At 60.4% G+C, this 22821-nt stretch carries 23 protein-coding genes, 2 tRNA genes and 1 pseudogene; 13 read left to right on the forward strand and 13 right to left on the reverse strand.

The features are described from left to right. Positions 1-266: 266 nt before the first annotated feature. Positions 267-458, reverse strand: a complete 192-nt coding sequence (locus tag G6N82_RS06210; protein WP_165194812.1) for a hypothetical protein — start codon at positions 456-458, stop codon at positions 267-269. Between the two features lie 1296 nt (positions 459-1754). Between G6N82_RS06210 and G6N82_RS06220 the strand changes: the two genes are divergently transcribed. The 3 genes from G6N82_RS06220 to G6N82_RS06230 are packed head-to-tail and all read left to right on the forward strand — an operon-like array spanning position 1755 to position 4244. Next, complete coding sequence (locus G6N82_RS06220) at positions 1755-2213, forward strand: hypothetical protein (RefSeq protein ID WP_165194817.1); 459 nt, start codon at positions 1755-1757, stop codon at positions 2211-2213. Next, entirely contained in the window at positions 2210-2590 is a 381-nt protein-coding gene (locus tag G6N82_RS06225; protein WP_165194820.1) for a hypothetical protein, read from the forward strand. Before G6N82_RS06220 ends, G6N82_RS06225 begins: the two co-directional genes overlap by 4 nt. Next, complete coding sequence (locus G6N82_RS06230) at positions 2577-4244, forward strand: phage major capsid protein (protein ID WP_165194822.1); 1668 nt, start codon at positions 2577-2579, stop codon at positions 4242-4244. The genes G6N82_RS06225 and G6N82_RS06230 overlap by 14 nt, the downstream gene beginning before the upstream one ends. A 166-nt stretch (positions 4245-4410) precedes the next feature. Here the strand turns inward: G6N82_RS06230 and G6N82_RS06235 are convergent. Together G6N82_RS06235 and G6N82_RS06240 are read right to left on the reverse strand one after the other, a co-directional pair. After that, positions 4411-4486 (reverse strand) — tRNA-Thr (locus G6N82_RS06235). A gap of 33 nt (positions 4487-4519) precedes the next feature. Continuing rightward, positions 4520-4593 (reverse strand) — tRNA-Cys (locus G6N82_RS06240). A 126-nt stretch (positions 4594-4719) separates the two neighbouring features. Between G6N82_RS06240 and G6N82_RS06245 the strand changes: the two genes are divergently transcribed. Continuing rightward, a complete protein-coding gene (locus G6N82_RS06245; RefSeq protein ID WP_165194824.1) occupies positions 4720-5499 on the forward strand; it encodes a thioesterase family protein in 780 nt (259 codons plus the stop codon). A gap of 3 nt (positions 5500-5502) precedes the next feature. Here the strand turns inward: G6N82_RS06245 and G6N82_RS06250 are convergent, their stop codons facing one another. The 7 genes from G6N82_RS06250 to G6N82_RS06275 form a co-directional block, all read right to left on the reverse strand. Beyond that, positions 5503-6303 carry a crotonase/enoyl-CoA hydratase family protein gene (locus tag G6N82_RS06250; protein ID WP_241255213.1) on the reverse strand — a complete coding sequence of 267 codons (801 nt, stop codon included), beginning with the start codon at positions 6301-6303 and terminating at the stop codon, positions 5503-5505. 99 nt (positions 6304-6402) lie between these two features. Continuing rightward, the gene (locus G6N82_RS14955) at positions 6403-6744 is read right to left on the reverse strand and encodes a winged helix-turn-helix domain-containing protein (RefSeq protein ID WP_241255214.1); all 342 of its coding nucleotides are present in this window, start codon (positions 6742-6744) and stop codon (positions 6403-6405) included. A 41-nt stretch (positions 6745-6785) separates the two neighbouring features. Then, positions 6786-7196, reverse strand: a complete 411-nt coding sequence (locus tag G6N82_RS06255; protein ID WP_165194827.1) for a JAB domain-containing protein — start codon at positions 7194-7196, stop codon at positions 6786-6788. Between the two features lie 11 nt (positions 7197-7207). Continuing rightward, the gene (locus G6N82_RS06260) at positions 7208-7669 is read right to left on the reverse strand and encodes a hypothetical protein (RefSeq protein WP_165194830.1); all 462 of its coding nucleotides are present in this window, start codon (positions 7667-7669) and stop codon (positions 7208-7210) included. A gap of 75 nt (positions 7670-7744) precedes the next feature. Beyond that, positions 7745-8077 carry a hypothetical protein gene (locus G6N82_RS06265; RefSeq protein WP_241255215.1) on the reverse strand — a complete coding sequence of 111 codons (333 nt, stop codon included), beginning with the start codon at positions 8075-8077 and terminating at the stop codon, positions 7745-7747. Between the two features lie 26 nt (positions 8078-8103). Continuing rightward, positions 8104-8682 carry a hypothetical protein gene (locus G6N82_RS06270; RefSeq protein ID WP_241255216.1) on the reverse strand — a complete coding sequence of 193 codons (579 nt, stop codon included), beginning with the start codon at positions 8680-8682 and terminating at the stop codon, positions 8104-8106. Between the two features lie 101 nt (positions 8683-8783). Then, positions 8784-9983, reverse strand: coding sequence for an LL-diaminopimelate aminotransferase (locus G6N82_RS06275; RefSeq protein WP_165194833.1), 1200 nt, complete (start codon positions 9981-9983; stop codon positions 8784-8786). A 132-nt stretch (positions 9984-10115) separates the two neighbouring features. Here G6N82_RS06275 and phaC point away from each other — a divergent pair, with 132 nt between their 5' ends. From phaC to lptG, 5 genes are all read left to right on the forward strand, one after another. Next, positions 10116-12023, forward strand: coding sequence for a class I poly(R)-hydroxyalkanoic acid synthase (phaC, locus tag G6N82_RS06280; RefSeq protein ID WP_165194835.1), 1908 nt, complete (start codon positions 10116-10118; stop codon positions 12021-12023). 108 nt (positions 12024-12131) lie between these two features. Next, entirely contained in the window at positions 12132-12920 is a 789-nt protein-coding gene (locus tag G6N82_RS06285; RefSeq protein ID WP_165194837.1) for a phasin family protein, read from the forward strand. 289 nt (positions 12921-13209) lie between these two features. Then, positions 13210-13539 (forward strand): ATP-dependent Clp protease adapter ClpS, encoded by a 330-nt coding sequence (gene clpS, locus G6N82_RS06290; RefSeq protein WP_165198013.1) that lies wholly within the window; start codon positions 13210-13212, stop codon positions 13537-13539. A 95-nt stretch (positions 13540-13634) separates the two neighbouring features. Next, positions 13635-14867, forward strand: coding sequence for an LptF/LptG family permease (locus G6N82_RS06295; RefSeq protein WP_165198015.1), 1233 nt, complete (start codon positions 13635-13637; stop codon positions 14865-14867). Between the two features lie 12 nt (positions 14868-14879). Next, the gene (gene lptG / locus G6N82_RS06300) at positions 14880-15977 is read left to right on the forward strand and encodes an LPS export ABC transporter permease LptG (RefSeq protein WP_165194839.1); all 1098 of its coding nucleotides are present in this window, start codon (positions 14880-14882) and stop codon (positions 15975-15977) included. A gap of 3 nt (positions 15978-15980) precedes the next feature. Here lptG and G6N82_RS06305 read toward each other — a convergent pair whose 3' ends face one another. Next, positions 15981-17078: a fatty acid desaturase gene (locus G6N82_RS06305; protein WP_165194841.1), complete on the reverse strand. Its 1098-nt coding sequence runs from the start codon at positions 17076-17078 to the stop codon at positions 15981-15983. Between the two features lie 147 nt (positions 17079-17225). Here G6N82_RS06305 and G6N82_RS06310 point away from each other — a divergent pair, with 147 nt between their 5' ends. Together G6N82_RS06310 and G6N82_RS06315 are read left to right on the forward strand one after the other, a co-directional pair. Then, positions 17226-18386, forward strand: a complete 1161-nt coding sequence (locus G6N82_RS06310) for an N-acetyltransferase (protein WP_165194843.1) — start codon at positions 17226-17228, stop codon at positions 18384-18386. Positions 18387-18658: 272 nt separating this feature from the next. Continuing rightward, a pseudogene (locus G6N82_RS06315) lies at positions 18659-19451 on the forward strand (response regulator). On the opposite strand, the gene G6N82_RS06320 reads toward G6N82_RS06315, so the two are convergent. Next, positions 19448-21007 carry a CHASE domain-containing protein gene (locus G6N82_RS06320; protein ID WP_241255217.1) on the reverse strand — a complete coding sequence of 520 codons (1560 nt, stop codon included), beginning with the start codon at positions 21005-21007 and terminating at the stop codon, positions 19448-19450. The pseudogene G6N82_RS06315 and the gene G6N82_RS06320 overlap by 4 nt on opposite strands. 257 nt (positions 21008-21264) lie before the next feature. Here G6N82_RS06320 and G6N82_RS06325 point away from each other — a divergent pair, with 257 nt between their 5' ends. After that, complete coding sequence (locus G6N82_RS06325) at positions 21265-21462, forward strand: NepR family anti-sigma factor (protein WP_165194845.1); 198 nt, start codon at positions 21265-21267, stop codon at positions 21460-21462. After that, on the forward strand, positions 21462-22070 hold the full coding sequence (locus G6N82_RS06330) for a sigma-70 family RNA polymerase sigma factor (protein WP_165194847.1): 609 nt from the start codon (positions 21462-21464) through the stop codon (positions 22068-22070). The genes G6N82_RS06325 and G6N82_RS06330 overlap by 1 nt, the downstream gene beginning before the upstream one ends. A 50-nt stretch (positions 22071-22120) precedes the next feature. On the opposite strand, the gene G6N82_RS06335 is transcribed toward G6N82_RS06330, so the two are convergent. Next, positions 22121-22732, reverse strand: coding sequence for a superoxide dismutase (locus G6N82_RS06335; protein ID WP_165194849.1), 612 nt, complete (start codon positions 22730-22732; stop codon positions 22121-22123). Positions 22733-22821 lie beyond the last annotated feature (89 nt).

Here is a 22821-nt window from a genome sequence, read left to right on the forward strand (position 1 = left end):
AAAGCGTCACAAGCGTCACAAGCGTCACAAGCGTCACCATTCGCGGGAACTTCACGGCTCACCCGCAAGCAGCAAGTGACAGCACCTTCGCGGTGGTGGGCGGTGGTTGGCTGCACGGTGGGAATCAAAAGACCCCGATCGCGGGAGAAAGAAGTGGCGATCGGGGTCTTCTGGTCGAGGAAGGGCGGGTCGCTAAACCCCTCCCCAGAAGGAGAGACTAACTCAAGCGGTTCGATCCGCAAGCGCTATTGTTGCCGGATGGTTGGCTAAAGCGCCGCAATCCGCCTGCACTCGCTCGACCAATAGCCGAAGTCGAACACCTTATCGCCTTCGCTGTCTATCCGCTCCAAGCCTGACTTCGCGGCATTGTCGAGGATGAGGGTTAACTCGCTCAGCAAGGCCAGAGCCTCAGCGTGACGCGGGCCTTCGATCTGGGTCGCGGTGTGGTTGTCATTCATGCCGGCAGGCTAGGGCTGGGCGGCTGAATTGGGGGTTAAGGGTTGCCCTATTCGGTCGATGAATTCGCAGATGACGCTACAATGAATGATGCAAAGGCTAATCTTTCGGTGACAAGAGGTAGAGCGCCCATAGAATGTCTCTCGCCGTCGAAGCCTGCTCGCTTAGCCATAAGGGGTGCGTCTCTATCAAACCTAGTGAATTCATAGGTAAGATACGCAAGTGCACTAGACTCAAAACCATTCCGGTAGCCTGAGACACCGTTTAGGCAACCAGATGTGAAATTTGACACGAGCCGTCTCGCAAACTCAGCGGATTCCGCAGCGCGAACTACCCTAGAGCCGCTAGCGTTTATCTCCGTCTCTAGCCATGCTTGCTCAGCTGGCGAGTTGGTCGGTGCATCCTGCTGAATTGCGCTGCAGTACGCCGCTAATCTTTCTATGAGCGTGTCTCGGCCACCTTTTGAAACAAGATCATCTTGCTTTAGCACAAATTCGAAGAGATTCTTTGCCTCAGTGCTGCGCTCACTTGATTGAGCGGCCAATGGGGCGGAAATGGCGGCGGCGACACATGCCAAACCGAACAGACACTTACCCATAAAGTCCTCGTAAACTCATAATTTAAGAGCAACCTAGCAAGGCTTTGACTTCCAGCAAGCGTTGGTTGAACTAACGAGCGCCCACGTCCACGAACATGGGCAGAAATGTGCCCAGTGCCGCAGCGACCGCAGCCATCGCTGCAACCTTAGCCCAAAATATTGCCCGCTCGCTTATTCTGAGGGCTGTGCGCGAATTAGCGTTGGCGCGCAGTGCTAGTTCTGCTCGCATGACTTGAGCAGCCGATTTTGGCCCAGAATGTGGACTCGTTTCGTTTTCATGCATCCAGCGAGTTAGCGCATCATCACTATACGACTTTACGAAATCTGCCGTTACAATTTGTAGACTCTGGTATGGGATCAATGATCTGCCAGTTGTCTGCGAGTGCTCCCGAAGCCTCAGCCGTTCGGCTTCAAGATCATCATTCAACTGCTCATATGATTTCAGCTTCATAGAGCACTAACCTAAATCAGCCCATCTTGGCGCGCCAGAAGAGGGCATTCATTTGCCACAGGCAATTTCGTTCAGGATCGCAGGTACTTTGACGACTTTTTTCCGTCGAGGGTGATGGGAAGCCCGAACTTCGGGCAGCCTGTGGATTTAGCTGTAGCATTTCACCTGTGCAAAAATACCGCTTCTTGTGCGCGTAATAAAAGCCCGCAAACGCGTGATCGGGCGAATCGCCTCCTGTATATTGCAGGCATGATCGAACAGGTGATCCCGACCAGCTTTTTCACCCGCACGCTAGCGCGATGCGCAGGCTATCCCAGCGCGCAACGCTTCCTGTGTGACGTAGTGCGCCACGATCTGCCTATCCGTGATTCAGGCTCGCGGCTGTGGCGCGACAACCTCTACCGCCGATCTGATCTGGTGAAGGCTCTCGTACTGGGCAAGCTGCGCACGCTGGGCTTCCCAGCCTCAAAGGCAGGACCTTGGCTCAACCAGATCGATCATGATGAGGTCGAACAGGCAATGGCCAAGCTACAGGCTCGCGGCGGCGGCAACCTGTGGCTGGTAATCTCGCCATTGGGCGGCTCGCTGCTGGTGGACCATGCCGCAGCACTCGCGAACGCAGTCAGCGATTTCGAGGAAAGCCTCACCATCGATCTGGCTGGCGCGCTGATCGGGAACCACGAACCACACGAAGAGGAAGCAGCATGACTACTGCAATCTGGGGCCAAGAGTGCGACGCATATCGCGCAAGGATATTCCGGCGACACCTGCGCGAGGCGCTTAACGAGGAAATAGGCCGTGGCAACGTTGAGCGGTTCATGAGGGCGCTGCTCGCTGCCGGAAATCCGCCTACCTTCGAAACCGCTCGGAAGATTTTCGGGATCGCAGACCAAATCGGGAAGAAGTTTTACGCGGTCCACATGAGCGTGTCCGAAGGCGAAACAATCTACGCCGTGCCAAGCGATGAGAAGGCCAGCGGCTACGTTCCGCTTGTCGCCCGAAAACCAGTGCCTGGCATGGAAAACGTGCTCGCCGTCAACGTCAAAGAGATGCTCCCCAATGGAAACTATTATGCAGCACCGTGAATACGGCCACCCAGTAGCAGGCCGCGCTTACACCGATGAGGAAGCGGCCAAATTCATGTTGGCCTTCGAGTCACGGGATTTCGAACGCGAGGAAGTCTGCACGACCGCTATCAGCAACAGCAACTGGATCGCCCGTTCGGAGCCGCTGCCACAAGGCTACACAGCCACCCGTTCACATGGGCGGGATGCATATCAAATTCACCTGCCGCACGGCCACGCGGCAAGGGGGGCTGGCCGTAACCAGCTGCCCATCCTGATCGATGGAATCCAGTCGCGCCAAGTTGGCGTGGCGGACCTCGACCAGTCTGGGAATGGAGCACTCGTGCGCTTCAGTAGGAATGCTGAAGGAGTCGCGGCGCAGAAGCGCTACGCCTCTGGCGAGGATGTTCTCGAAGTGGCCTTCCTTCAGCAATCCACGCGATCGCAGGAAGTCCCTGCAGCCCTAACGCTGAAGACCGTCAATGTCGGACGGGAAACTGGAGATACTATCATGTCCGACGCACAAGAAATGCTGGCACTCGCCCAGCGTCACAATCGGGTCGATATGGCCCACAACGCTATCGCAGCAGGCAAATCGCTCGAATCCTTTCGCAGCGAACTTCTGGAGTCGATTAGCACCACTGCCTTTGGAGGCGCTCCTGCCATCCATACTGGCTCTGAGCGGTCTTTTTCGCTGACTCGGCTCATCAATGCCGAAGTCACGGGCGACTACTCAGAAGCCGGATACGAGCGCGAAATGTGTCAGGAAGCCAAGCGCAACTACGCTGGCAAGGCCAAGGGGATCGTGATCCCGTCTGAGGCGATCTACCAGTCCCGCGCGACCATGCTTACCAGCGGCAATGCCTCTGGTGCGGTTGATACGGTCCTGATGGGGTCGGAGTACATCGACGCTCTGCGTCCGTTCTCGGCCGTTACCGCAGCAGGCGCGACCTTCCTGCGTGGCTTGGCAGCCAACGTAAGCATTCCCAAAAACAATGCGGACGTCTCGGCAAGCTGGGTCGCTGAGGGCGGGGCGATCCCAGAAAGCGACCTCGACATCGACAACGTCACCATGTCGCCTCGCATGCTTGCAGGCAGGGCTTCGTTTACGCGACACCTTCTGGCCACCAGCAATCCCCAGATCGACAACCTCGTTCGGCAGGGCTTGGCCCAGCAGATCGCGAATGGTCTGGACGCGGCTGCACTGGAAGGCTCAGGCGTTGGTGCGATCCCAACGGGTGTTGCCAATCAGGTGGGAATCAACACCTTCCCAACCGCAGGCGGTGGCACGATGACTCATTCTGAAAGCCTCGACGCCTTGGCTGAGATTGCAGCAGCTAACCTCGATACGACCAACGCAGTCTGGATCCTGAATCCGACCGACGCGGCAACGCTCGGCGCTCAGGCGAAGGATTCTGGCTCTGGCATGTTCGTGTACGAGAACGGGCGCATTCTGGGCCGCAGGGCAATCGAGAGCACGCACGCGACCCAAGGCACGGTTTATGTTGGCCTGTGGGAGCACTGCCTCATTGGCATGTGGGGCGGTTTGGACCTTATCATCGACCCGTACACGGGTGGGGCCAATGGCATTGTGAATATCTATGCAAGCCAGCTAGCTGACGTAGCGGTCCGCTACCCGCCTGCGTTCCAAGCAATCACGCTGACCACGCCGTAACGGGCAAAAGAGATTCCTCTGGCGTTGGTTCCGCCAAAGGGGTTCAGAGGGAGCGGGGTGGCCTTAGTGCTGCTCCGCTCTTTCTCGTATCTGCGGTCAAATTGCTGCCAAATTCCAATCCAGCCAAACGGGCCAGCGGGGAAATTCAGCTAACTTATTGAAAAGGTGGTGCCGCTTACGTGACTCGAACACGTGACCCCATCATTACGAATGATGTGCTCTACCAACTGAGCTAAAGCGGCACTCGCGGCGATGCGTCCAGCACCACCTGAAAGTGGAGGCCCGAGCCGGAATCGAACCGGCGTGCAAGGATTTGCAGTCCTCTGCGTAACCACTCCGCCATCGGGCCTCGCCCCGCCCTCGCAGACGGGGAAGCGGCGCCCTAGCGATTCATCGCGGCAATGGCAATCGGATTGATCGCTTTACGCAACGTCAGTCTGGACGCAGGCGCGCAAAAGCGACAGGGACTGTTGGCATGAGCGTGACCCGACTTATCGCCCCGATCACCGGGCAGAACACCACCATAACCCTGCCGGATGCAGCCAACTGGATGCAGGGCCGCACCCTTTATGGCGGTGCCTCGGCCCTGCTGGCCTACACCCAGGCGATCCGCGCGTTTTCCGACCTGCCGCCACTGCGTGCAGCGCAAATCGGATTCGTCGCTCCGGTTGGCGAACGGGTCGAGCTGCATGCCGAGATCGTGCGGCAAGGCCGCAATGTGACCCAGCTGCGCAGCGAGATCCGTTGCGAGGGCCAGCTGGCGCTGACATCGTTCTGGCTGTTCGGCGAGGGGCGCGAGCCCAATGCCGTGCACCCTGCCCCGAGGCCCGAGGATTTTCCGCCACCGCCCGATGAAAGCGAAGCCGTGATGGCTGGCGTTGGACCCAGTTTCATCGCCAAGAATTTCGAACTGCGCCGCGCGCAGGATGTGAGCGGGCCGGGCCTGCCGGTGGTGAGGCGCTGGGCAAGACTGACCGATGCCGATGGGCTAGACCCGATCAGTGAACTGGTGCTGATGGGCGATGTCCTGCCGCCCGGTGCAATGCGCGCGATGCAGCGCCAGGGGCCGATCAGCTCGATCAACTGGAGCTTCAACCTGCTCGATACCGCGCCGCAGACCAGCGGTGGCTGGTGGCTTTCGGAAAATGCCAGCCAGCATGCCGATGAAGGTTATTCGTCTGAACGGCTCAGGTTGTGGAACAGCGATGGCAAGCAGGTGCTCGACGGGCTGCAGTCAGTCGCGGTGTTCGGGTAAGCTTCAAACGTCCTCGAAATTGGGGGCGCGCTTTTCCATCCCCGCCATCACTGCCTCGACCTGGTTGCGCGAGCGCATAATGGCGTGTTGCTCGATGCTTTCTTCCAGCAGGATCGCGTCGGTGCCGCGCTCGACCATGCCTGCGTGAAGCCGCTTGGCCGCGCGGATCGCATGCGGATTCCGATTGGCGATCTCTGTGGCGATTGAGGTGGCCCGCGCAAGGGGATCTTCGTCAACATGCGTCGCCAGCCCCAGCGACTGCGCCTCTGCCCCGGTAAACTCGCGGTTGGTATATACCAGTTCGCGTAGCACATCGTCGCGCACCAGGCCGCGCCAAAGCGCATAGCCGCCCATGTCGGGCACGAGCCCCCACTTAAGCTCCATGATCGACATCCGGGTTTGCGGATGGACCACCCGGATGTCCGCCCCGCTGGCGATCTGCAGTCCGCCGCCGAAGCACACGCCATGCACCGCGGCAATCACCGGAACCGGCAGCTTGCGCCACAGCATGGCCGCCTGTTGCGGGCGGTTGGCATTGCCGTGCGTGCGCTCGGTCAGTTCGGGTTCGTCAGGGCTTGGCGTGCGGGCGAAGTTCGACAGGTCGAGCCCGGCGCAGAATGCACGCCCTTCACCCGACAGGACGACAACACGCAGCCCCTTCATCTTGTGCAAAGCGCGCCCGGATTCGATAATCGCTTCGAACATATCTGGGTCGAGCGCATTGAGCTTGTCCGGGCGCGTAAAGCGGACCTGCGCCACGCCGTCACCGCCAAGATCGATCGAAACTCTTTCCCTGAAGTCCATCGCCATTCCCAATTGTCCAGATCCAAATTGAATTGGGCAAAGACTGGCGCAACTGGCCTACGCTGTCCAGCGCGCTATTCGAGCCTCATGCCCCAGGATTTAGGCGCGCTGGAAGCGAAAGGCGCTGGGGCCGGGCGGCGCGTCGAGGTAATAGCCGCCATCCGGGTGCGTCGCCAGCATCCGGCCGAGCCCGAACCGGTCAAGCTTGCCGCGCACGCGCGCTACATGCACAGCGACGCTGTTGGTTCCCGGCTCCTGCTGGATCCGCCACACCTCGGCCAAAAGCTCGCGGCGCGTCAGGCGTTGCCCCGGGCACTGGGCCAACCGCCACAATAGTTCGAATTCGCGTGGATGCAGGTGCAACCAGCGATCCTCGACCCGGCCATCCCGATGGAAAAGGTCCAGGGTCACATCGCCCGCTTCGATGAAACGCGGAATCATTTTATCGCTGCCCGGCAAAAGCCGGCGTGCATTGACCGAATTCATAGTTTTCCCCCAGCCCGCATAGAATAGACCTTCTCGCGGGTAAAAATCAGGTGATCGAGTAGTTCGATGTCGAGCGCGCGCGCAATCTCGGTCAGGCGGCGGGTTGCGTCGATATCGCTGCGGCTTGGGCGGCAATCGCCCGAGGGATGGTTGTGCGACACGATGATGGCGCGCGCGCCAATCGCCAGCGCCCGGGCAAAGATGTCGCGCAAGCGGACCGGCAGATGCGCGGAATGTCCGCAGGCCATGACACAATCGTCAAGGTAGGTGCGCTCGTGGTCGAGAAAGATGGCATGGAACCGTTCCTCGCCCGCTGCGACAGCCGAAAAGGCATAGTGCAGATGTTCGAACAGGGCGGCAAGCTGCGCTTGCTCCGGACAAGAGCGAAGGGCTCGGCCCGCTGGCATAGCCGCGACATTCATGTCTTGTGCCCGATGGTCGAAAGCACATGAATCCAGCCGTGCGTGCCTACGCCAGGCCGCCAGTCGCGATACCGTCCGAAGCGGCGTCGGCGGCGGGCGTGCAGAAACACACCTCCCGCGAGAATACCGATCTGAAAATAAGACGGGACGCTAACCATGATGACGTACGCGATCGGAGAGATCTGGTCAGCCAATTCGCGCGCCACATGCGCGAGGGTCGCAAGCAGCTGGAATGATGCGATCCACATTGGATATATCCTGTTCGCGTAAAGCGCGATCAAGATGAGCAGCACGCCGGCAAGCAGGTCATTGCTGGCGTGGAAAATATCGACCTGGTGGGTTGAGAAGCTGTTGTCAGTAAGCGCGTGATAGATCGTGTCAGTTACAACGAAGATCGAGATTAGCGTGATCGAAATGGCGCGCTCGGGGCCGCCCCCTTGAATAGCGCGGCGAGACACACTGCCCAGAAGGCAATTCTCTGCGCCTCGTCGCGAAATTCAAGGATTAAGCTAAGCATGATGGATGGTGCACAATTACGCCGAAACGAGCTCGCCGTCGCTAAAAGCTGCCTCTTGGATCTCGGTTGGCACACCCTCATCAAGCCCGCCAACCACACGTGCAACCTTGCTCAGTTCTTCGTGGACTCGCAGAAGGTTGGTCGACATGGCTATCGCTTGCTGCTCAGCTTGCGTTAGTCGCATGAGTGCACGCTGGCCAGTATCCACCCCAACTTCAGGGTTTTGCCGCGCGGCCAGCATCGCCTGCTTGAGCTTGGCAAAGGCAATCATCGATTCATCGGCCAGTGCTTCGGCCTCGCGGATAAGCTTTTTCAGATAACGGGCGTCGGTAACGATACGGTCAGACATGAGAGGTCTCCCGGCCTGCCCGCTCGTCAGGCAGACTGAAGATAATCTTCGGGGACTTGCGCCTTTCCCTGCAGTGCTTCGCTTACCGTCATCGCAGCGGTGACCATGAGAACGATCGCCGCCAGGATGCCGAAGGCAATCCCGACGATTGCCACCAGCCGAAGCAAGACAGCATTGTCGCCGTCGAGCACCCCGGGGACAATCCGCGGCTCTGCCGCCAACTTCCATGGCGCCAGACCACCGAGCGGCATTACGTCGCTCAGCACGATCTCGCCCGGATCGACCCGGGACCCGTATTCAGTTTCAGGTGCCGTGCCCGGCAGCTGATTTTTCCTGTATGCAGATTCACTGAAGGCTTCAGCTGAAGGGCGTTCCCCCTCTTCCAGAGGCACGTCGGTTATGCCGAATTCTTCGCGATAGCATTCGACCAGTTCATTCAGGCTATCGACCTGGTAGTGATTCTTAAGCGCGCGGATATGCTGGTTGATGCGGGTTTCGGATACACCCAGCTCCGATGCGATGACCTTGATCGGCACGCGCCGGTCGATTCGTTCCAGCACGTCCACTTGGCGTTTGGTCATATTTCGCCTTTCGGCGGCCCCCATCAACAGCTCCAGAAATGCAAAGACACGTGGTTATCTAACACACTTGCACCCAGAAGGCTCCGCATTTCTGCGACCCGGAGCTTCGCTTTGTCGATGGCTGATCAGGCAGCCGAGCTGTTGACGCCCAGGCTGGTCAGGTATCGGCGGACATTCCGCGCAGCCTGCCGCAAGCGCTGCTCGTTTTCGACCATGGCGATGCGCACAAAGCCCTCGCCGTTCTCGCCATAGCCTACCCCGGGTGCCACCGCGACCTTGGCTTCGGTGAGCAGCTGCTTCGAGAATTCGAGGCTGCCCATATGCGCCAGTGCAGGCGGAAGCGGTGCCCAGGCGAACATCGATGCTGCCGGCGGGGGAATTTCCCAGCCGGCCCGCCCGAAAGCCTCGACCATCACGTCACGGCGCTTGTGATACAGCTCGCGGTTCCTTTCGACGATATCCTGCGGGCCGTTGAGCGCGGCGCAGGCTGCGGCCTGGATCGGGGTAAAGGCGCCATAATCGAGATAGCTCTTCACCCGGGTCATGGCAGCGATCAGCTTCTGGTTGCCCACCGCAAAGCCCATCCGCCAGCCGGCCATCGAATAGGTTTTCGACATGCTGGTGAACTCGATCGCGACATCCTTTGCGCCTTTGACCTGCATGATCGAAGGGGTGGGATTGCCGTCGAAATAGAGCTCCGAATAGGCAAGGTCGGAAAGGATCCAGACCTTGTTGGCCCGTGCCCAATCTACGAGCCGCTCATAAAACGCCAGGTCGACCACTTCTGCCGTCGGATTGGATGGATAGTTGACCACCAGCACGCTGGGGCGCGGCACCGTAAAGGCCATCGCCTTTTCCAGGCTGAGGAAATAGTTCTCGTCGGGCGTGGTGGGAACCGAGCGGATCGTCGCACCGGCAATTATGAAGCCGAAAGTGTGGATCGGGTAGGACGGGTTTGGCGCCAGTACGACGTCGCCCGGCGCAGTGATGGCGGTAGCAAGGCTGGCCAGCCCTTCCTTCGAGCCCATGGTCACGACCACTTCACGCTCCGGATCGAGCTCGACGCCGAACCGGCGGGCATAGTAATTGGCCTGCGCACGGCGCAGCCCGGGGATGCCCTTTGACTGGGAATAGCCGTGCGCGTCCGGCTTCTGCGCGACCTCGCACAGTTTGTCGATAACATGCTGCGGAGGCGGCAGGTCGGGATTGCCCATGCCCAGATCGATGATGTCCTCGCCCGCGGCCCGCGCCGCCGCACGCATCGCATTCACTTCTGCGATGACATAGGGTGGCAAGCGCTTCATGCGGTAAAATTCGGTATCCATCCGGGTCTTTCCTAAAGGCCGCTGCGAAACTGTGCGGCTTGCTGCATCTGAATCTACGCTAATAGTAGTCGAACTGAAACGCCAATCTCGCTATACCGCATTGCAACATAGATAAAGAGGATCAAACAGCCGATGGCCAAGGACGGCGGCGACCAGTGGGACAATCCGGGTGAGCCCTTCCGGGCATTCTTCGACATGCAAGGCGAAGCGATGCGCGAAATGCTGGGAAGCTTCATGCCAGGCTCCGGGAAGTCCCCTCTATCTGGATTGGCTGACCGTTCCTCGCTTACAGGCGACGCGGGTGAATTTGCCGCTGTCGCGCGCGAAATCCAGTCTATGTGGTTCGAATTCATGGCCGAGCGCAGCCAGGGACAAGGCGAAGGGGCGAACCCCTTCGATCCAGCCCAGTGGCTTACGCTGGCACAAGGCATGGCCAGGCAATTGCCCAAGGCGCCGCTCGATGCCGCGCAGAAGTTCGCCAGTGACAGCATGGAAGTGTGGCAGGGCGTGCTGGGCAGTTTCCTGGGTCGGGCCGGCGGCAAGGACGCTGCCGATGCCGACGCGCTGCCACGCAAGGACCGGCGCTTCGCCGCCGAGGAATGGCGCGCCCACCCCGCCTTTGCGCTGCTGCACCAGACCTATCTGATGATGGCAGAGTATTTTGTCGGCGCGGCCAAGCAGGTCGAAGGCATCGCCCCGGAGAAGCGCAAGCAGCTGGAATTCGCCACCACCGCGCTGGTCGAAGCGATGAGCCCGGACAATTTCATCCTGACCAACCCCGTTGTGCTGAAGCGTACGATCGAGACCAAGGGGCAGAATCTCGTCAAGGGCATGCGCCACCTGATCAATGACCTGAAGCGCGGCCAGCTGACCCATACCGACGCCGAGGCCTTCGAACTGGGCGTCAACCTCGCCGCCACGCCGGGCAAGGTCGTGCACGAAACTCCGCTCTACCAGCTGGTGCAGTATAGCCCTTCGACCGAGCAGGTCTTCGAAATCCCGCTGGTGATCTTCCCGCCGTGGATCAACCGCTTCTACATCCTCGACCTGACGCCCAAGAAAAGCTTCATCAAATGGGCGGTCGATCAGGGTCTGACGGTGTTCGTGGTCAGCTGGAAATCGGCCGACGCGAGCATGAAGGACGTGGTGTGGGACGATTACATCCGCTCCCAGATCGATGCGATCGACACTGTGCGCAATCGGCTCAAGGTGCCCGCAGTGCATACCATCGGTTATTGCGTGGCGGGAACCACACTCGCGGCAACATTGGCAGTGCTGGCGAAACGCGGCGAGGCTGACAAGGTAAAGAGCGCGACTTTCTTCACCGCCCAGGTCGATTTCGAAAAGGCCGGCGACCTCAAGCATTTCATCGACGACGGCCAGCTCGAAATGATCAAGAGCCTGTCGAGCGAAGGCTACCTCGACGGGCGCTATCTGGCGGCTACTTTCAACTCGCTGCGCGGCAAGGACCTGATCTGGAACTATGTCGTCAACAATTACCTGCTCGGCGAAGACTATCCGGCCTTCGACCTGCTGCACTGGAATGGCGATGTCACCAACCTGCCGAGCAAGTGGCACGCCGACTATTTGCGCGACCTCTATCGCGACAACAAGCTGGTGGTGCCCAACGCGCTGAGCGCGGATGGCACGCCGATCGACCTGTCGCTGGTGGAAACGCCCAGCTACGTACAGGCCGGGCGCGAGGACCATATTGCGCCCGCGGAAAGCGTGTGGAAGATCACCGAGCACTTCAAGGGGCAGCTGACTTTTCTGCTCGCCGGGTCAGGCCATATTGCCGGGGTGGTAAACCCGCCCGCTGCCGGCAAATACCAGTACTGGACTGGCGACAGCGAGGCCTGCTCGCTCAAGGAGTTCGTCGCCGGCGCTACCGAGCATCCGGGCAGTTGGTGGCCGCACTGGATCGAATGGCTGGAAGCGCAGGATGCAAAGCGGGTGCCCGCATCAGGCAAGCGCAAGCCCGGTGGAAAAGGGGATAAGGTGATCGAAGACGCCCCAGGCCGCTATGTGAAAACTCGCTAAGTACATACAGCTGAACCGTTTTCCGGTTTTTTGTGCACTGCACAAAAAATCCTTGACTTCGCTGGTGCAATGCCTATTTTGTGCACTGCAACATAAAGCGAGGTTCCCATGGCCGAACAAGCCAAAGCAAAGATCGATGCCGCTGCAGAGAAGGCATATGCCGAAGCAGCCGCAAAGAAGACCGTCAGCGAGACGGCGGTTGAAGAGGCAATTGCCACCGATGCCCCCAAGGCACCGGTCAAGGTTGCTGCTGTCAAGAAGGCGGTGAAGGCTCCGGCCAAGAAGACGACCGCCAAGAAGGCTGCTCCCAAAAAGGCAGCCGTGAAGAAGACCGTCACCAAGAAGGCGGCTCCGAAAAAGGTAGCAGCCAAGAAGGCCGCACCGAAGAAGACCGCCAAGGCCGCCGCGAAAACCGCAGCGCCCGCCAACCCCTTCATCCAAGTTAAGGACAAGATCATGGCCACTGCCAAGACCACCGATTTCACCGCAACCGCCAAGGAATTCCTGGCTGACGCACAGACCCGCGCCAAGACCGCTTTCGCCAAGACCGGCGAACTCGCCTCGGAAGTGACTGAATTCAACAAGGGCAATCTCGAAGCCGTCGTTGAGTCGGGCAAGATCTTCTTCAACGGCGTGCAGAGCATGGGCCGTGAGCAGGTTGAAGCGACCAAGACCGTCGTCGAAACCGTCACCGCAGACTTCAAGAAGATGGCTGCCGTCAAGTCGCCGACCGAACTCGTCCAGCTGCAGGGCGAACTCGCCCGCCGCAACTTCGACGCTGCCGTGTCGTTCGGTTCGAAGAACACCGAAGCGCTGGTGAAGCTCTACAACGAAGCCTTCGCGCCGATTTCGAGCCGCATGAGCCTGGCTGCAGAGAAGATCAAGAAGGCCGCCTAGGCCTTCTGGAAATTCCAGAGTTCTGACCGGGTACTCTCTCCTCTCCCTCACCCGGCAGAAACACCAGGGCCGGTTGGACCAAGCGTCCAGCCGGCCCTTTTCGTTGTGCGCAGCGCCCCGGGAACCCGATTGCTTTTGCACGAGTTCGGATTGCATTAACCCGATTGCGCCAAAGCCGATGCGCTCTGACCTTGCGATTCAGCCGGGGCTTACGATATTGCACCTGCCAATGAACACCGACCTCACTTTCCTCCGCGCCCAAGACCAGCGCCGCCTGCCCGCCATCGCTATGGCCGAGGGCACTGACGGGGATTCGGGTTCGGAAAACGAAGTCGGCATTGCCACCAAGGCCAAGACCCGGCCCAAGAAGCCGAGCCAGTACAAGGTGCTGATGCTCAATGACGATTACACCCCGATGGAATTTGTCGTGATAGTGCTCAAGCGGTTCTTCGCGATGGATCTTGAGCAGGCCACCCGCGTCATGCTGCATGTGCACCAGCGCGGGGTGGGGGTATGCGGCATCTTCCCCTACGAAGTGGCGGAAACCAAGGTGAACCAGGTGATGGATTTTGCCCGGCAGAACCAGCACCCGCTGCAATGCACGCTGGAGAAGGCATAATATCCGCCTTTCGCGCGTGAGGGCATGACCGCGCCGGATTTTCGCGCTAGGGATTGCCTGACCCGATAACAGCAAGCGATTTTCCGGCGAGACAAGTGCTCAAGTTCCTGCCCAGCATAGACCGGTATATCCTGCGCCTGGTGGTGTTTCCGATGTTGGGCGTGTTTGCGCTCGCCGCGTCGCTGCTGACGCTCGAAAAACTGTCGCGACTGCTTGATTTCGTTGCGGTCGAAGGCGGGCCCGTTTCCGTCGTCTTCAAGATGCTCGGGGCCTTGATCCCGGAATATGCCAGCCTGGCGATCCCGCTCGGCTTGTTGCTGGGTATCTTGCTCGCCTTCCGCAAGCTGGCGACCACCAGCGAACTTGACGTGCTGCGGGCGGTCGGGCTGGGTTACACCCGGCTGCTGCGCATGCCCTATCTCATCACGCTGGTGCTGATTGGCGTGAACGTGGCGCTGGTATTCTATGTCCAGCCGATTAGCCGTTATTACTACGAGCAGATGGAATATGAGCTGCGTTCGGGCGCGCTGGGCGCGTCGATCAAGGTTGGCGAGTTCACCACGCTCAAGGACCGGATGGCGCTGCGGATCGAGGAAAGCGAAGACGAGGGCCGACGGTTGAAAGGGATCTTTGCCCGCGTTTCGAATTCGCAAGGGCAGGTGCTTTCCATCTCGGCGCGCGAAGGCGCTTTCATGGCGACCAGCGACAGCCCGGACACGATTATCCTGCGGCTGACCGATGGCACGATCGTGCAGGACACCGGCAACAACACGCCGCGCGTGCTGAGTTTTACCCGGCACGATCTGCCGATCGACCTGCCGCGGATCGAGGAATTCCGCGAACGCGGCGATGCCGAGCGCGAATATATCCTGCCTGAATTGCTGCGGATCGGCTGGAGCGACACCCAGCCGGAAACCAAGCGCGATGCCAGCCAGGCGAGCTTCAATTTCCGCCTGGTGGAAGTGGTGATGATGCTGCTTTTGCCGCTGCTGGCAGTGGCGCTGGCGATCCCGCCAAAACGATCGACCAGCGCGTTGGGCGTGTTCGTGTCGATCATCATGGTCGTCTCCTATCACAAGGTGAACCAATATGGCGAAGACATCGCCTCTTTGGGCCGGGTCGATCCGATTGTGGCCTTGTGGGGACCGTTCGTGATCTTCGCCGCACTGATCGTGTGGATGTATTACCGGGTTGCCTATGTGCCCGGCGGGCAGGCTATCGGCGCGCTGGAAACGCTCGCCTCCAAACTTGGCAAGCGTTTGCGCAAGCTGTTCAAGCGGCGCCAGCCGCGTCATGCCGCCTTGCTAGAAGCTTCACCGGCGGAATAGGGCAGACAGCGGATGCAGCTTGAATTCTTCCCTTCGCGCACGCTCACTTTCTATCTGGCGCGGTTGTTTGCCGTGCGGATCATCGCCGTGCTGGTGATGCTGGTGCTGGTGCTGATGATGCTGGACCTGCTGTCAAAGAGCGGGGACATATTGGCGATGCCGGGCAACGGCCAGGCCCAGCTGGTGACCTATGCCTCGCTGCGCATTCCGCAGCTGGTGCAGAGCTTCCTGCCCTATTCGGTGCTGCTGGCGACGATCCTCACGCTGATCACGCTCAACCAGAACAGCGAGGTTATCGCGATGAAGGCGGCGGGCCTGTCCGCGCATCAGGTGCTGGCGCCACTGCTGGTGACCGCGCTCGCGTTTTCGGCTGTGAGCTTTGTCTTCAACGAGCGTGTGGTGACCCGAGCCACAGCCACGCTTAAGGCATGGGAATCTGCGGATTATGGCCCGATCCCGGAAGAGTCGGGTGTGCGTGCCAATGTCTACCTGACGGACGGGATCAGTGTGCTCACCGCGGCCAGCATGACGGGATCGGGCAGCAACATCCGCATGCGCGACGTCACCTGGTACCAGCGCAGCGAAGGGGGCATGATCCTGAACCAAGTACGTGCTGCAAGCGCCACCTATGCTGCGCCGGGCTGGCGGCTCGAGAATGCCGAACAGTTCGATGTCGGCACGGCCCAGACCGCACAGAAGAGCACGCTTGTCGTTGGCCGCGAGCTGACGCCGGACAAGATCGAGATGGACACGGTCGACCCGGAAACACAGCCGTTCTGGGAGCTGTCGCAATCGATCGAAGCCTATGAAGCGGTCGGCCGCCGCACCGCCGAACTGCGCGCCAAATGGTGGCACAAGCTGTCAGGCCCATTGTCAGCCTTCCTGATGCCGCTTTTGGGGGCGATCGCCGCCTTCGGCCTGGCGCGTTCGGGCCAGCTGTTCCTGCGCGCGATCATCGGCATGGCGCTGGGCTTTGCCTATTTCGTGATCGACAATGCCGCGCTGTCGATGGGAAATTTCGGCGGCTATCCGCCCTTCCTCGCGGCGTGGGGACCGTTCCTGCTGTTCCTGCTGGTCGGTGAGACGGTGCTGATCCGCACCGAGGAATAGCGCTTATGCCGTAGGCCGCTGGCCCATCGTGCTGCGCGCTATACGCGCCACCAGTTCCATCATGCCCTTGTGGTTCGCCCCGTCATAGGTCGATTGCGTGCCGAGCTCGGCCTTGAGCCGCCGGTGTGCTTCGGGCAGGTCGTGATAGGGCATGGACGGCATCAGGTGATGCAGCGCGTGATAGCGCAGGCCCACCGGGGCCCAGATTTCCGCCACCAGCCCGGGCGGCGGCACATTGACGCTGTCAAGGAATTGCGCGGTTACCGTCATCGGTTCGCCATCGTTCTCCCACAAATGCGCGACCAGCGTACGCAGTTGGTTGAGTACTGCGGTAAGCGAGACGATTGCGAGCGCGATCAGCAGCGGGCGCCAGCCGATGAATTGGGTGCTGGCGAGTACCGCCCAAGCCCACACGAACCCGCCCAGTTCCTGCCAGTACACGCGCTTGGCCAGTACACCTTCGGGCGGCTTGCGGCGGAATTCGGGGTTGATCATCAGCGCAGAGGCCTGTTCCCAAACCAGTTTCCTGAGCGGCGGGATCACGACCCCCAGCGGCACCAGCACGGCAAAGCGCAGGATCAGGCCAACCGGCGCCAGCAGCGCGATAAGCACGAAGGCCGGCAGGCTCCATGGTTTCATCAACGCTAGGGGAAGGTATTCGGGATCCTCTGCTGTGCCATATTGCGTGCGCTTGTGATGCAACGTGTGCACACCTTCATACATGAAGCTGGGCACTAGCATCGGGATGCCGACGAGCAGGTTCCACGCCGTGCGAAAGCCGGGCAAGGCGTCGCGGTGAATGTGCGTCAGTTCATGGATGAACATCAGCGCGCGATAGAGCGCGAGTGCGGAAACGATCCCCAGCACCACTGCCAGCGTGATATTATCGGTCAGTATCGCGCCTGCCATGGCACCATAGCCCAGGCCTGCCGAAAGCAGCATGTCGGGCCAATACCACGCCGCGCGGGCTTGCCCCAGGTCCTTGGTCGCATCGCGGGCGACCCGCAGCATGTCCTTGTCATCGCTATCGATGAACTGGGCACGCGTCGCCGGCGCCCTCAAAGCGCTCGATGCAGCGGCGGGATTTAGCGTCTGTTCCATCATAAAATCTCTGACTGGACCGCGCCCTTACCCCATAACGGCGGACGAGGACAAATGCGATGTGTTGGCAAGAGTGATCGAATGGCTTGCTTAAGCCGCGTTCTCCCACCACACATTGACCCAACTCAATCTGAACGGAACAAGCGAGTGAGCGCGACAGAGATAGTAATCGAGCCAGCAACGGGCAAGAAAGGACGCGCTGCATTTGTCGACCTGGGCCGCAGCTTTGCCGCGCGCGAACCGCATTCGGTGCCGCAGCTGCGCAGCGAGCTGATCGAATTGATAGACCCGGACAGGAACCCCTTTTTCGGGCATGGCCGGGCGGAATTCCTTGTCGCCCGCCGCGGCAACCAGCCAGTGGGACGGATCTCCGCACATATCGACGAACTGGCGCTGCAAATGCCGGCCGGCCAGGGCTTTGGCCCCGGTACCGGCATGTTCGGCTATTTCGACGCGGAGGACGAGGCGGCCGCACATGCCCTGCTTCAAGCAGCCGAGCAATCGCTACGCAGTCAGGGCATGACCCGCGTAGTGGGGCCGATCTCGTTGTCGGTCTGGGAAGAGCCGGGCCTGCTCGTGCGCGGGCAAGACCACGCCCCGATGATCATGATGGGCCATCACCCGGCGCACTATCGCGGCTGGATCGAAAGCTATGGCTTTATCCCTGCCAAGACGCTGCTGACCTATGATCTGGATGTGACCAAAGAGTTTCCCCCGCTGATCCAGCGGATCGTGAAGTCAGGCGAGCGCAACGAGCGCATCCGCGTGCGTCCGGTCGACAAAAGCCGCTGGGACGAGGAAGTCGCTGTGGTGCTTGAAATCCTCAACGATGCATGGTCGAAGAACTGGGGTTTCGTACCTTTTACGCCGGAAGAAGTGGCCTATGCCGGCAAGAAGCTGCGCCCGATCATATTCGAACCGCTCAACATGATCGCCGAACTTGATGGCGAGCCAGTCGCCTTCATGCTGACTTTCCCTGACATCAACCAGGTTTTGAAGCGGATCGATGGCAAACTTTTCCCGTTCGGCTGGTTCCACCTGCTGCGCTGGCTGCGCTTCCCCAAGGGCGCGGGAATGCGGGTGCCACTGATGGGCGTGAAGAAGGAGTTGCACAATTCCAGGGTCGCCAGCCAGCTTGCCTTCATGATGATCAGCCAGATCCGCGACAAGGCCGACGAACTATACGGCTCGAAGCGGGGCGAGATCGGCTGGATCCTTGATGACAACCAGGGCATGGTCGCTATCGCCGACGCGATCGAGAGCAGGATCAACCGCGAATATATCGTCTTCGAGAAAGCACTCGGATAAAAAAAGGCCTCCGCTTTTGAGGGCGGAGGCCTTCGGGATCGTATCACCAGCCGCTTGGACGGGAGGGGGGTCTCGGCGGTGATATTTCGGAAATGTCCGAAACCGGCGGCGGTTCCCCGTGCAGCGAAAAAATTTTCCAAAAGGTCCTGCCGTCTGCTTGCCGTGGGCCGGCAGCCATGGACAAAGCCCCTCACTTTGCTATCCGGCCTGCGCGGTGGAACGCATTCCTGCCCAATCCGTTGGGGAATTTGTATGTCACGGGAAGGCTCACAATGTCATTAAGCGCACAAGTTGCTGCCCATCTCCCTTACTTGCGGCGGTATGCCCGCGCCCTGACAGGATCACAGGCCAGCGGCGACAATTTCGTGCGCGCCACGCTGGAAGCGGCACTGGCCAATGAGGAGCTCAAGGCCAGCCTCGCTGGTGGTCGCGTGCCGCTATACCGGGCCTTTACCGCGCTATGGTCCTCCGCCACTGCCGAAACACGGCAAGGCAGCGAAAGCCAAACCGGGCGTGAAGGGGCAGCGCAGGCGGTGCTGGGCGCTGTCACACCGCTCAACCGGCAGGCCCTGTTGCTAACCACGCTCGAAGGTTTCAGCCCGGCCCAGGCGGGGCAAATCCTTGGCATCGACGCCGCCGAGGCAGAGCGCCTTGCCGCTGACGCCATTGCCGAGATCGAGCGCGAAGCGGCTACCAGCGTGCTGATCATTGAAGATGAACCGCTGATCTCGATGCAGCTTGAAGATCTGGTTGTTTCACTGGGGCACGAGGTTTTCGCCACAGCCGCAACGCGCACGCAGGCCAGGGAGGCCGTTGCCAGCGCAATGCCCGGTCTGGTCCTCGCCGATATACAACTGGCCGACGGCTCATCAGGGCTCGACGCAGTCGACTGACATCCTGGCGATCGCCGACGTGCCGGTGATCTTCATCACCGCTTACCCCGAGCGGCTGCTTACCGGCGACCGGCCCGAACCGACCTATCTCGTCACCAAGCCGTTCCAGGAACGTACCGTGGGCACGACGATTAGCCAGGCGCTGTTCTTCCGGTCAAACGCTGTGGCCTAGTCCGCAAGCCGGTTCAGCTTTTCGCGGATCTGGAATTCTCTGCGCACCCGGATGGGCACGCGCAAGGTGCAGCTGACGCCTTCTGCTTCGAAGCGCAGATCGACTGGCTGGCGCAATTCATGTGCCACGATCTTCTGGATCAGCTCGGTGCCGAAACCTTTCTTGCGTTCCGGGCTGACGGGCGGCCCGCCGCGTTCCTGCCAGCGAACGACGACCAGCTCCTCACCCTCATATTCCCATTGCGCGGTGACCTTACCGCCGGGCTGGCTTAAGGCGCCATACTTCGCGGCATTAGTCGTCAATTCGTGCACCGCCAGGCCCAGTGACAGCGCATCATTCGGGGAGAGCTGGATATCGGGCCCTTCAATCACGATTTCGGCATCAGCCCCGACGCCGGCATAAGGAGCCAGTTCGGCCTCGATTACCGATCGCACCGGCGTGGTTCCCCAATCCGACTGCGTCAGCAAGTCATGCGTCGCCGACAATGCGCGTACCCGCCCTTCAAGCCCTTCGGCAAATTCGTCGAGGTCGTTGGTCCGGCGCCGGGTCAGGGAAATGATCGACAGAATGCTGGCCAGCGTATTCTTCACACGGTGGTTGAGCTCGCGGGTGAGCGAATTGCGGATCGAATTCTGTTCTTCGAAGAACGCCAGCGAGGCTTCGTCTTCGATCGCCTGCCGCGTCAGCAAACGCGCCAGCATCATCAGCAGGCTCGCCACCGCCAGACCGAACAGCAGAGTCGCCATGGACAACGGCGACAGGATACCCTGGCGCGAGGACTCGATTTCGATCAGTAGCGGTCGATTGGCGATCTGAATCCGCTGATGGATAACCTTGCCCGAAGCGGCGGCGGGGGCATGGGTCGCCAGCAGATTTTCGGGGCTTGCAGCGCCATCGTATAGGCGCACACCGACATAGGGGTGTGCGGAGGTTCTCATTGCCGATTCAAGGAAATACTGGGCGTCGAAGGGGCTGAAGATAAAGCCCTTCAACCGCCGCTCACCAGCAATTGTCTCGAACACGGGCATGAACACCAGAAACCCGATCACTTCGCGCTCGCCCGTTCGCAGCAGCATCAGCTTGCCTGTGCCGGTAGGACGCAGCAATTGCGCGGCTTCGTCCATGGCCGCGCGCCGCGCCGGCTCCGAATAAAGATCGAATCCGATCGCCCTGCGGGATCCTTCGGTGTCGGGTTTGAAGAAGGTTACGGGCACCATCAGGTCAGCGCCTGCACCTGGTTCCCGGCGCACCTCGAACGGCCCGTCACGTTCCACGCGCACCTGGCGTTCGAAATCATCGAGTTCAGCAAGCGACACGACTTCGGCCCAGCCGATGCCTTCCGATCCGCCCGCATCCACATCCAGCTGAAGCTCGTTCGCATAGCTCCGGAACAAGGACTGGCTCACTTCGGAGTTGGCGGTAAACAAGGCCGATCCTGCACGCAGATAGGCAGCGCTGGTATCGCCTCGGCGCTCCAGCGCAGACGAGACCGACTGTGCGACTTCACCCATCACAGCGCGATCATGTTGTTCTTCGCTCGCTTCGATCGCCAGCACGCTGAGGGCCGTGACCAGCGCGATTGCAAAAAGATCACCACCGGCACGGCACGCGGATAGCGCGCGAGCAATCGCACGGCGCCGCCCGTTTTTGCCTTTCCTATCCGCTGTTGCGGGTTAACGTGCATCGCCTGACTGCCTCGACACCGGGGTAGGATGGGAACCAAACAATTTCGCTATCGTTCCCTCGATAGCATGTACGTGCCCCCAGGCTTGTTGCAGCAGGGGACGGAAAAGGACAAGGGCACAGGCAAGCCATGGCATCGGATAAGCATCACTCGGGCAAATCGGACGAGCGGAGACACCCCGCCGCCGGCAAGCCCGCGTCTGCACCGCCGGCATGGTCCGATGGCCTGCGCAAGCTTTACGATTCGGTCGTAGAAGAGCCGATGCCCGACAGTTTCAAGGATTTACTCGACAAGCTGGACGATCCATCCGTGAATGGATCCGCCTGATGGCGAAAGACACCCGCACCGCCGCTGAAAAGGCGGATTTCCGGCGTGAGCTGACCGAGGTGGTGCCTCACTTGCGCGCCTTTGCGCGCGGCCTGTGCGGCCGCCCCGACATGGCCGACGATTTGGTGCAGGAAGCCCTGCTCAAGGCCTGGGCCGCACAGGAGCGGTTCGAACCCGGCACTTCGATGCGCGCCTGGACCTTCGTGATCCTGCGCAATGCCTACCTCACCGATATGCGCCGCAACCGCTTCCGCGGGGAATATGACGAAAGCGTGGCCGAACGCATCCTGACCGCACCAGCGGGGCAGGAGGAGCCGATCCACCTTGCCGACCTGCACCGCGCGCTCCAGACGCTCCCGCCGGAACGGCGCGAAGCACTCTTGCTCGTTGGTGCCGGGGGCTTTTCCTATGAAGAAGCCGCGACCATCTGCGGTTGTGCCGTCGGCACCATCAAAAGCCGCGTCGGGCGGGCCCGCGCGGCGCTCAATGCGATGATGGAAGACGGCTCGATCCCGCAGCGGTCAAGCGACGATGCCAGCGCGCACCGCGCCATCCTGCAAGAGCTTGACGAAGTGGCCGCGCGGCAGGAAGAAATCGCCGGGAACTGACACCGCCGCAACTCCCGGCGCCAATTCCCGTTCTTTTTCAATCGAATTGATCAGGCCGGGTAAGTCCAAATCGAGCCGCGCGCGAGGTTCTCGGCAGCGAAAGTCCAGTTGAGTTTGCCGTCGATTACTGCATCGAGATAGGCGGGGCGCTTGTTCTGGTGGTCGAGATAATAGGCGTGCTCCCACACGTCGATCGTCAGCAACGGATTGTGGTCACCGTCAGCCAGCGTGTCGCCGTCATGCGTTTCCTGGATCGAGAGCATTCCGTCCTTCTCCGCCAGCCACACCCAGCCGCTGGCGAAGTGGCCCGCACCGCGCGCCTTGAGCTGTTCCTTCAAGCCGTCGAGCGAACCGAACGCCGTGTCGATCTTCTCCGCCAATTCACCTGATGGCGCCCCCCCATCTGGGCTCATCGAATGCCAGTAGAATGCATGGTTCCAGCTTTGTGCGGCATTGTTGAACAGGCCCGTATCGACATCGCGCGCCGCAGCGATGATTGCCTCGAGTGGCTGTTCCGCGTGGGCGGTGCCTTCGATCGCGGCGTTGGTCTTGTCGACATAGGCCTGATGGTGCTTGCCGTAGTGAAAGGACAGCGTCTCTGCCGAAATAGCGGGGGTCAGTGCGTCAGGTTCATAGGGCAGCGGGATCAGCTCGATAGCCATGATGTCTCCATTTATTGAATAATTTGAATAGCTTCAATTAAACAACGCATGGGGCCGGACATGGTTGCACGGGTTGTCGTGCAAAGAAT

The organism is Altererythrobacter sp. BO-6, from assembly GCF_011047315.1.
In the GTDB taxonomy this organism is placed as follows: domain Bacteria; phylum Pseudomonadota; class Alphaproteobacteria; order Sphingomonadales; family Sphingomonadaceae; genus Erythrobacter.